9 protein-coding genes are annotated in these 8962 nt (G+C 62.6%); 4 read left to right on the plus strand and 5 right to left on the minus strand.

All coding sequences use genetic code 11. The annotated features are described in order from the left end of the window. From VJ604_RS05445 to VJ604_RS05455, 3 genes are all read right to left on the minus strand, one after another. The coding region (locus VJ604_RS05445) for a GTP-binding protein (RefSeq protein ID WP_324080384.1) at positions 1-868 on the minus strand (868 nt) is incomplete at its 3' end. Further along, a complete protein-coding gene (cysD, locus tag VJ604_RS05450; protein ID WP_324080402.1) occupies positions 868-1866 on the minus strand; it encodes a sulfate adenylyltransferase subunit CysD in 999 nt (332 codons plus the stop codon). The genes VJ604_RS05445 and cysD, both read right to left, overlap by 1 nt. Positions 1867-1933: 67 nt before the next feature. Continuing rightward, on the minus strand, positions 1934-2872 hold the full coding sequence (locus tag VJ604_RS05455; RefSeq protein ID WP_324080387.1) for a DMT family transporter: 939 nt from the start codon (positions 2870-2872) through the stop codon (positions 1934-1936). Positions 2873-3059: 187 nt separating this feature from the next. Here VJ604_RS05455 and lhgD point away from each other — a divergent pair, with 187 nt between their 5' ends. The 4 genes from lhgD to VJ604_RS05475 all read left to right on the plus strand — a co-directional run bounded on the left by lhgD (position 3060) and on the right by VJ604_RS05475 (position 8020). Continuing rightward, complete coding sequence (gene lhgD / locus VJ604_RS05460) at positions 3060-4259, plus strand: L-2-hydroxyglutarate dehydrogenase (RefSeq protein ID WP_324080391.1); 1200 nt, start codon at positions 3060-3062, stop codon at positions 4257-4259. Positions 4260-4532: 273 nt separating this feature from the next. Next, positions 4533-5744 carry a sulfotransferase family protein gene (locus tag VJ604_RS05465; protein ID WP_324080393.1) on the plus strand — a complete coding sequence of 404 codons (1212 nt, stop codon included), beginning with the start codon at positions 4533-4535 and terminating at the stop codon, positions 5742-5744. 22 nt (positions 5745-5766) lie between these two features. Next, positions 5767-6732, plus strand: a complete 966-nt coding sequence (locus tag VJ604_RS05470; protein WP_324080395.1) for a flippase-like domain-containing protein — start codon at positions 5767-5769, stop codon at positions 6730-6732. 49 nt (positions 6733-6781) lie between these two features. Then, positions 6782-8020, plus strand: a complete 1239-nt coding sequence (locus VJ604_RS05475; RefSeq protein ID WP_324080398.1) for a BamA/TamA family outer membrane protein — start codon at positions 6782-6784, stop codon at positions 8018-8020. Here VJ604_RS05475 and VJ604_RS05480 read toward each other — a convergent pair. Further along, complete coding sequence (locus tag VJ604_RS05480) at positions 8008-8244, minus strand: PH domain-containing protein (RefSeq protein WP_324080400.1); 237 nt, start codon at positions 8242-8244, stop codon at positions 8008-8010. The two genes, VJ604_RS05475 and VJ604_RS05480, sit on opposite strands and share 13 nt — an antisense overlap. A gap of 128 nt (positions 8245-8372) precedes the next feature. Next, positions 8373-8962, minus strand: a 590-nt coding sequence (locus VJ604_RS05485) for an MDR/zinc-dependent alcohol dehydrogenase-like family protein (RefSeq protein WP_518517903.1), incomplete at its 5' end; no start/stop codon positions are given.

The following is an 8962-nucleotide window of genomic DNA, read 5'->3' on the forward strand; positions in this document are numbered from 1 at the left end:
CTGTGAAACCGGCAGGAAGCACCGCCACCTGGTCGCCGCACTGAACGCTTCCGGAGGCGACGGTGCCGGTGTAGGCACGGAAGGTCCCCCCCGCGCCGTTCCTTAGTTCCTCGCCGACACCCTGCTGCCATGCATCACCCGAGCGGGCAACCTTGATGACGTACTGCACCGGCAGCCTGAACTCCTGGCCGGGAAGCGCGCGGGACGGGGCGAGGCTGTGCAGCCAATCCAGCACCGTCACCCCCTGGTACCATCCCATCCGGCCGGAGAGGGTCACCAGGTTGTCTCCCTCCAGGGCGGAGATGGGGACCACCGTGAAGCCGCCGGCGGGAAGCCCGAAGCTCTCCAAGGCAGCGGCCAACTGGGCACACTGCTTTTCCACCCGCCGGTACTCCTTGAGATCCCAATCGAGCCGGTCCATCTTGTTGACGGTGAAAAGGAGGTTCTTGATCCCCATCAGCACGCAGATCAGCGCGTGGCGGCGGGTCTGGGGAAGGACCCCGAGGGTGGCGTCCACCAGGATGAGGGCGGCGCTGCAGTTGGATGCGCCGGTCGCCATGTTGCGGGTGTAGCTTTCATGCCCCGGCGTGTCCGCGACGATGAATTTGCGGAGTTCGGTTTCGAAGTAGCGGTGGGCGACGTCGATGGTGATCCCCTGCTCGCGTTCGGCCATCAGGCCGTCCAACAGGAGCGAGAAGTCGATTTTCCCGCCGGCGGTGCCGATGCGGGAGCTCTCCTCCTCCAGGGTACGCCGCTGGTCGTCGGGGAGGTTGCCGGTCAGCTCGATCAGGTGCCCGATCAGGGTCGATTTCCCGTCGTCAACGCTGCCGCAGGCGAGGAAGCGAAGCAGGTCGGTCGCAGCAGTCATTAGAAGTATCCCTCCTGCTTCTTTTTCTCCATGCTCCCCGCCTGGTCGAAATCGATCAGGCGCCCGCAGCGCTCGGAGCTGCGCGCCTGCTCCAGTTCTTTCACGATACCGCCGACGGTGGCCGCGGAGGAATCGACCCCGGCGGTCAGCGGGTAGCATCCCAGGGTACGGAAGCGGACCTGGCGCAGCTCAGGCTTCTCGCCGGGCAGGAGCGGGAAGCGCTGGTCGTCGACCATGATCAGCTGGCCGTCCCGCTCGACCATGGGGCGCTTGGCCGCGAAGTAGAGGGGGACGACGGGGATTTTTTCCCTCTCGATATAGCGCCAGACATCAAGCTCGGTCCAGTTGGAGAGCGGGAAGACCCGGAAGCTTTCGCCCTTCTTCCGGTGCAGGTTGGGGATGTTCCAGAGTTCCGGCCGCTGGCCCCTGGGCTCCCACCGGTGGTGGGCGTCACGGAAGGAGAAGACCCGCTCCTTGGCGCGGCTTTTCTCCTCATCGCGTCGCGCCCCCCCGAACACCATGTCGAAGCGATGCCGGTTCAATACCTGCTTGAGCGCATCGGTCTTCATGATGTCGGTATAGAGGCGGCTGCCGTGCGTGAAGGGGGTGACCTTGTCGCGGACACCGTCGGGGTTGGTGTGGACGACCAGCTCCAGGCCGAGACGGCGAGCGGTCTGATCACGGAAGCTGATCATTTCCCTGAACTTCCAGGTGGTGTCGACGTGCACCAGGGGAAAGGGGGGCTTGAGGGGATAGAAGGCCTTCAGGGCCAGGTGGAGCATCACCGAGGAATCCTTGCCGATCGAATAGAGCATGGCCGGCCGTTCGGCCTCGGCAACCGCTTCTCGAAGGATGTGGATCGACTCCTGTTCCAGCTGCGACAACGCATTCAAGCAATCCATAACAGTGGGGGCTCCTGCCTTTCCGGGGGATTGAGGCTCAAAGTATACCCTAAAATTATGGAAGTGAGATGAAAGTTTTTTTATCAGGTTGCCAATGCCGTAGAAAGTTCTACGGACCCTTCGACAGGCTCAGGGTGAACGGCAGGAGGTTTTACCTAAAACGTCAGTTTTTACAGTGACGCGGAGATGACGTGGTGGCAGTTGCCGGGACGGGTGCGGCATTTTTGACGATGACGAGGGCGATACCGCCCAGAATGGCAACGGAGGCGCAGAGCAGACGGAAGGTAACCGCTTCGCCGAGAAAAACAACCGCGCCGAGGGCGGCAAGCGGCGGCACACTCAGCTGGACTGTCGCCGCGCTGGTCGCCTTCAAGCCGCGCAGCGCCATGTACCAGACGGCGTAACCGAGACCGGAAGCCAGCGCACCGGAGCAGACGCCGTACCAGATGCCGGCGGGGGGGAGTGCTTGCTGGGGATGGGTGAGGGCGCTCACCAGCAGGGCCATCGGCACGGCGCGCAGGAAGTTGCCTGCCGTCACGCTAGTGGGCTCGATGGCCCCCTTGCCCCGCAGGCAGTACACCCCCCAGGCTACCCCCGCGGCCAGCATGAGCAGGGAGCCGAACAGCGGCGGCGCCGACAGTCCGGGAAGCAGCAAGACACCGAGGCCGGCAAACGCAAGTACCAGCCCCGCACTCTGCCGGGCATGGAAGCGCTCACCGCGCCACAACCCGTGGCCGATCATGGTGGACTGCACGGCGCCGAAGAGGAGCAGGGCGCCGGTTGCGGCCGAAAGAGTGAGGTAGGCGTAGGAAAAGCCGGCGGCATAGACGAAGAGGGCCAGGGCGGAGGGCCAGCTGCCAGCCGAGAAGTGTCTGCCGCCGCGCCACTGCGTGATCAACCAGAGCACCAGCGCGCCGGACAAGATGCGGACCGAGGTGAAGCTCGCCGCATCGATGCCGGTCTGCTTGAGCGCCTGCCGGCAGAGCAGGGAATTTCCAGCGAAGGCGATCATGGCCAACAGGGTGAGCGAAAAGGTGCGTGACTGCGACATGCGGAACTCCGGTGTCTCGATGAGCAAAACGACGTTCGACAAAAATAGCATACGCTGTTAATCCTAGTCGACAGAAATGTACTGATTCTTTGCCGGCTGAATGCCGGTCGCCTTCTCTTGCTTGACGTTTAACGCCACACGTTATAGTCTTCCAACCTCAACGGGCCCAATGCAGTGAGCCCCGGGGGCGCCAGATCGTTCAGGCGCCGCTAAAGTTCAATCAGACGGGAGGGGAGCGGTGATCGACAAGGCGGACATCCTGATCGTAGGCGCGGGCATCATCGGGCTCACCATCGCGCGGGAGCTGGTTAAAAACGGCTTCGGCGACATCGTGATCATCGAGAAGGAACCGGAGCTCGGGCGCCATGCGTCCGGCCGCAACAGCGGCGTGCTGCATGCCGGGATCTACTACTCTCCCGACAGCCTGAAGGCGAAATCCTGCCTGAACGGCAACTTCCTGATGCGTGCCTACTGCAAGGAGAAGGGGCTCCCCCTGTTGGAGAACGGCAAGGTCATCGTCACCCGCACCGCGGAAGAGCTGCCGGTCCTGGAGGAGCTGTACGGACGGGCCACCGCCAACGGCGCCAAGGTCGAACTGATCGACGAGCGGCAGCTCGCCGAGCTGGAGCCCAACGCCAGGACGGTCGGGCGCGCACTCTATTCGCACTACACCGCGGTGGTCGATCCGAAGGCCGTACTGAAGAGCCTGAAGCGGGACCTGGAGGAAAGTGGGCGGGTGACCTTCCTGCTCGACTGCCGGCTCACCGGGCTTAAAGGAAGCGGCAGGGCGGTGACCAGCAAGGGGGAGATTGCCTTCAACCGCCTGGTCAACGCGGCAGGCGCCCATTGCGACAAGGTCGGCCGGCTGTTCGGGATAGCCGATAAGTACCGGCTGATCCCCTTCAAGGGGGTGTACCGCCTGCTGCGCAAGGACCTCCCCTTCACCGTCAATTCCAGCATCTACCCGGTCCCCGACATCCGCAACCCCTTCCTGGGCGTCCATTTCACCCGCAGCGTACACGGCGACGTCTACGTGGGACCCACCGCGATCCCCGCCTTCGGCCGCGAGAATTACGGCATCATCGCCGGCATCGACGCCGAAGGGTTCGCCATCGCCTTCGAGGACCTGGTGCTGTTCCTGGCAAACGCCAAGTTCCGCAGCGTGGCGCTCAGCGAGCCGGTCAAGTACTTCCCCGGCTTCTTCTATCGCGACGCCGCCCGGCTGGTCAAAGAGCTGGACAGGCGCGACCTGGTGGCTGCCAGCAAGGTCGGCATCCGGCCGCAGCTGGTGGATTGGGAGACCAAGCAGATGGTGATGGATTTCATGGTGGTGGCCGAGGGAGCAGCCCTCCACGTCCTCAACCCGATATCGCCGGCCTTCACCTCCTCCATGGATCTCGCCCAAGGGATCGTCGCCCAGCACTTCAGCAAACGATGAGAGGCCGCGCAGCCGCATTTTCATGTATTGTAGAACCCAATCATATTGCGCATCTGCATCCCTCTGGCATACTATCTGGTAACCTTCGCCACCAAGAGAACCATTTCACCCGGTAGATCAACTCACCTACCAGAACGGATCGCTACCTGTAATGCAATCGCCACGTTTACCCAGGAGACGCAAGTGACTCAGCTACAGACACCGGTTTCTACGCAAGGGCATGGGACAGGGGCCTTCGACGCCAAGAAGGTCTTGACGTCGGTAGGCTCTGGGATGATCAAGGGACTCAACAGGGTGGGGCGCTTTGCCTTGAACGACGGCCGCTCCATTTTAAGACTCGAGCGGGACTGGCTTTTGGAGAAGAGCCGCCGCCTCACCGGCCTTAGCGACTTTGGCGACTCCGACTTCCTGGAGCCGCTGGAGATCTTGCTGCGCTCTTTCGAGCAGGACGCCGAGCTGAACCTGCTGGGACGCATCACCGTCCATTCCGAGATGCTGCGGATGCTTTGCAACAAGCTGAACATGCGGCACGACCGGACCTTGAACCCCGGCATCGCCAAGGAGCAGATCGTCAAGCCGATCTTCATCACGGGTCTTCCCCGGAGCGGCACCACCTTCCTGCACGCGCTGATGTCGCAGGACCCGGCCGCCAGGGCCCCTCTGGTCTGGGAGGTGATGCATCCGTCACCGCCGCCGGAGAGGGCCACCTACCATAGCGACCCCCGCATCGAGAAGACCCGGCGTGAGCTGGCCTGGATCGACGTCCTGATGCCGGATTTCTACAAGTGCCACAACATCGACGCCACCCTGCCGCAGGAATGCATATCGATCACCGATCACTCCTTCCTGAGCTACGTCTTCGAATCGATGTACTACGTCACCACTTACCGTAAATGGCATGACGAGCAGGACAAACGTCCCGCCTACGTCTGCCACCGCAAATTCCTGCAGCATCTGCAGTGGCACTGCCCCGGCGGCCACTGGGTGCTCAAGGCCCCCAGCCACCTGATGGCGCTGGACTCCCTGTTCGAGATCTACCCGGACGCGCAGATCGTGCTTACCCACCGGGACCCGCTCAAGGTCCTTCCCTCCTGTGCGAGCTTCGCCAATGTGCTGCGGGCGCCGTTCACCAGCCGGATCGATCTCCACGAACTGGGGGCGGAGGTCAGCAAGCGCTGGGCCGACAGCGCCAGGCTGGTCACCCGCATGCGGGCGGCCAAGCAGCACGAAGAACAGTTCCTGGATGTGAGCTACCACGACCTGCTGAGGGACCCGATGGCGGTGGTGGAGAACATCTACCGCTATTTCCAGCGCGAGCTGACCGCGGAGGCGCGGGAGGCGATGCGTCAATTCATCGCCGGCAATCCCAAGGACAAGCACGGCGCCCATCGTTACTCGCTGCAACAATTCGGTTTGGACCCGACCATCGAAAGGCGCAATTTCCAGGAGTACACGGAATTCTTCCGGGTGCCTACGGAGGTCTGACATTCCAGCCGCAACTTCCACTATGTCCATGCGTCGCGTCAACCTGGTGCTGGTCGGCTTCGCCTCAATCGCGCTCTTCCTGATGTTCAGGAGCATCGACTGGGACCCGCTGCTCCGTTCCCTGTCGTTGGCGAAATGGTACTGGGCGCTGCTGGTGGTACCCTATGGCGTGACCTGCTACTTCTGGACCCTCTCCTGGCGGCTTTTGGTGGTCGATCCCGCGGTCCCCTCCCTTTCCCGCATGTTTTTCCTGCGGCTGGCGGGGGAGTCCCTCAACCAGTTGACCCCGACCGCCTCGCTGGGTGGCGAACCGTTCAAGGCCCTGCGGCTGCAGGCCGACGGGGTCCGCTGGCAGCAGGCGGCCGCCTCGCTGATCATCCACAAGGCTTTGATGGTCCTGAGCCTGGTGCTGTACATCTTCATCGGGCTAGCACTCATCCCGTTCACCCTGCCTGGTATCTCACCCCGGCTGGCGCTCTTTTGCTGCCTTGGTTGTTCGGCCCTGGCGGCGGCCGGGCTGGTGTTTCTCACGCTGCAGCGCAAGAACCCCTGTCTTTCCTTCCTGAAGATGCTGAAGAAGATCGGTCACTGCCCGGCGGTGCTGGCGGCCAAGGAGAACGACCTCGCCTCCCTCGACGAGGTGCTGGCGGCCTTCTACCGCGATCACGCCGGGAGGGGCTTGCTGGCGCTTGGCATCTTCTTTCTGGGGTGGCTGATGCAGGCGGTGGAGGCATGGCTTATCTTCGCGCTGTTGGGGCACCGGATACCGATCGAGCTGGCGCTATGCCTGGACGGGCTCGCCCAGTTGGTGGCGGGGCTAGGCTTCATGATCCCCGCCTCGCTCGGGGTGCAGGATGGGGGCAACATCCTGCTTTCGCTGGGATTCAAGCTGGGGGCCACCCTGGGCGCCGGCTTCAGCATCATGCGCAGGCTGCGCGAGGCTTTCTGGCTGTTGTTGGGCGTGGTAGTGGCGGCACGGGAAAAATGATCGACTCGGCTGCGTCTACAGCTGCATTTAAACAGGGTGCGGGGCTCGCATGCGTCGACTGACCATCTTAATTCTCCTCATGATCTGCCTGGCCGGTTGCGCGTACGAGGTGCCGAGGAAGTATCTTCCTCCACCCGTTTCCAACGACAGCTTTTCGGACCCGGTAAAGACGGTCGCCATCCCGTTGCCGGTCATCGGCTCCAGCCCCAACGAGGGGGTCACTGGTGGCGGACTGGTTGCCTTCCTGCTGCACAACTCCAAGAACGAGGTCAGTTCCCTGGTCGTCCCGCAGGAGAACTACAACAAGTATTTCGGCGTCTCCAGCATCCTGTACGGGGCGTTCTATCCCACCCCCACCAAAAATATCAAGGTAAACCTCGCCAAGGCCACCACCATCAACGAAGAGATGCGCTTGAGGTACGAGGACAAGAGGCTTTTCTCCGACCGCTTTGAAGGTTTCCTGCACCTCTTCAACTACAAGGACGGATCCGCCCGATTCTTCGGGTTCCAGTCCAGCTCCCTCAAGGCGAACGAGACGAACTACACCGACGCCGAGTTCGGATTCCTGGGCACCTTGGGCTACCGGCTGACCGATCACTTCGAGCTGCTGTTCACTGAACAGCTGAAGAGGGTTAATATCGAGCAGGGGGCCGTCACCTCCATTCCCTTCATCACCCAGCGCTTCCCCCCCAGCACCGTCCCCGGTGTGTACGGCTATGGCCTGCACGCGCAACAGGTTGCGCTCGCCTTCAACACGCTGGATTCAGAGGGGATGCCGACCACCGGCACCTACATCAAGGTATCGTTTGAGGAAAGCGCCAAGTGGATGGGGAGCAATGCCGATTTCCAGGCCTACCTGTTCGAGGCCAAGCACTACTTCCCCCTGGCCGAGGGACGCTTCGTCACGGTGCCCCGTTTCGCCTGCAAGCAGACGGTGGGAAAGGAGATCCCGTTCCTGGAACAGGCCATCCTGGGGGGGGAGACCACCTTGAGGGGGTACGGCCAGAATCGCTTTATCGACAAGAGTTATCTGCTGCTCAACCTGGAGGAGCGGATCAGGCTTTTTCGCTGGGAGATCTTCAAGGTGACTGCGGATTGGGAGCTGGCTCCCTTCGTCGATTTCGGGTCGGTGATGCATTCCCTGGTGGAGGCGACCGGTAAGACCTTCGAATTCAATCCGGGGATAGGTTTGAGGACGGTGGTGCGTCCCAACATCGTAGGGAGGATCGACGTCGGGGTAGGGAAGGACGGTCCTGCCGTGTTCGTCGGTTTGAACTATCCGTTCTGATCCAGCTCTTTTTCCAGCAGGTGCCAGGAGTGGTCGTTGAGGTCGTGTCGAAGCAGGTAGCGGTGTCCGTCGTCGCCCACCACCTTGAAGCAGTTGTAGTCGGGATCGAACCAGCGATCCACGATTTCGCGCACCTCGATCTGCCGCCCTTGCAAGGTGAATGAGGTGGGCCTTTCATCGCCCTTGTAGCCAGCGTAGCACTGTACCGTCACCGGGTAGTTCATACGCTTCCTCCCTAAACCCGCGGCCTCGGAGCCTAGGCTGCATCCAACGGTGGAGCTGCGGTTCCCCTCCCTGACCCTTCCCCTCCGGGAGAGGGGATGTCGGACCTTTCCCCACCGGCAAGGTTAATTCATCTCCTGACGACCAACACGCCCGCTCCCTTAATCTCGCCGGCCCTCAGCGCAGAAAGAGCCTCGTTGGCGTTCTCCAGCGGATAGACCGTCACCTCGGTCCTCACCGGCACCTGGGGGGCAAGAGCCAGGAACTCTTCGCCGTCCCTGCGGGTCAGGTTGGCAACGGAGCGTAACACCCGCTCCCCCCAAAGAAGGTGATACGGGAAGGAGGGGATGTCGCTCATGTGGATGCCCGCGCAGACCACGGTGCCTCCCTTGCGGACAGCCTGCAGGGCTGCCGGGACCAGTTCCCCGGCGGGCGCGAAGATGATGGCGGCGTCCAAGGGGCGTGGGGGGAGGGTGTCGGCGTCTCCGGTCCAGATGGCGCCAAGTTCACGGGCAAAAGCCTTGCCGGCGGCATCTCCCGGGCGGGTGAAGGCGTAGATCTCCCGCATTTGCCAGCGCGCAACCTGGGCGATGATATGGGCGGCGGCTCCGAACCCGTAGATGCCGAGCCGGCTGCCATCGCCAGCCATGGTTAGTGAGCGGTAGCCGATCAGGCCGGCGCAGAGCAGGGGGGCCGCCTGCAAGTCCGGGTACCCTTCCG

This window comes from Geomonas sp. (assembly GCF_035254065.1).
Classification (GTDB): Bacteria; Desulfobacterota; Desulfuromonadia; order Geobacterales; family Geobacteraceae; genus Geomonas.

Excerpts from the sequence above, each read along its gene's own strand:
- VJ604_RS05470 (WP_324080395.1), top strand. The coding sequence starts at position 5,767 with ATGTCCATGCGTCGCGTCAACCTGGTGCTGGTCGGCTTCGCCTCAATC.
- VJ604_RS05475 (WP_324080398.1), top strand. The coding sequence starts at position 6,782 with ATGCGTCGACTGACCATCTTAATTCTCCTCATGATCTGCCTGGCCGGT.
- VJ604_RS05480 (WP_324080400.1), bottom strand. The coding sequence starts at position 8,244 with ATGAACTACCCGGTGACGGTACAGTGCTACGCTGGCTACAAGGGCGAT.
- VJ604_RS05465 (WP_324080393.1), top strand. The coding sequence starts at position 4,533 with ATGATCAAGGGACTCAACAGGGTGGGGCGCTTTGCCTTGAACGACGGC.
- VJ604_RS05455 (WP_324080387.1), bottom strand. The coding sequence starts at position 2,872 with ATGCTATTTTTGTCGAACGTCGTTTTGCTCATCGAGACACCGGAGTTC.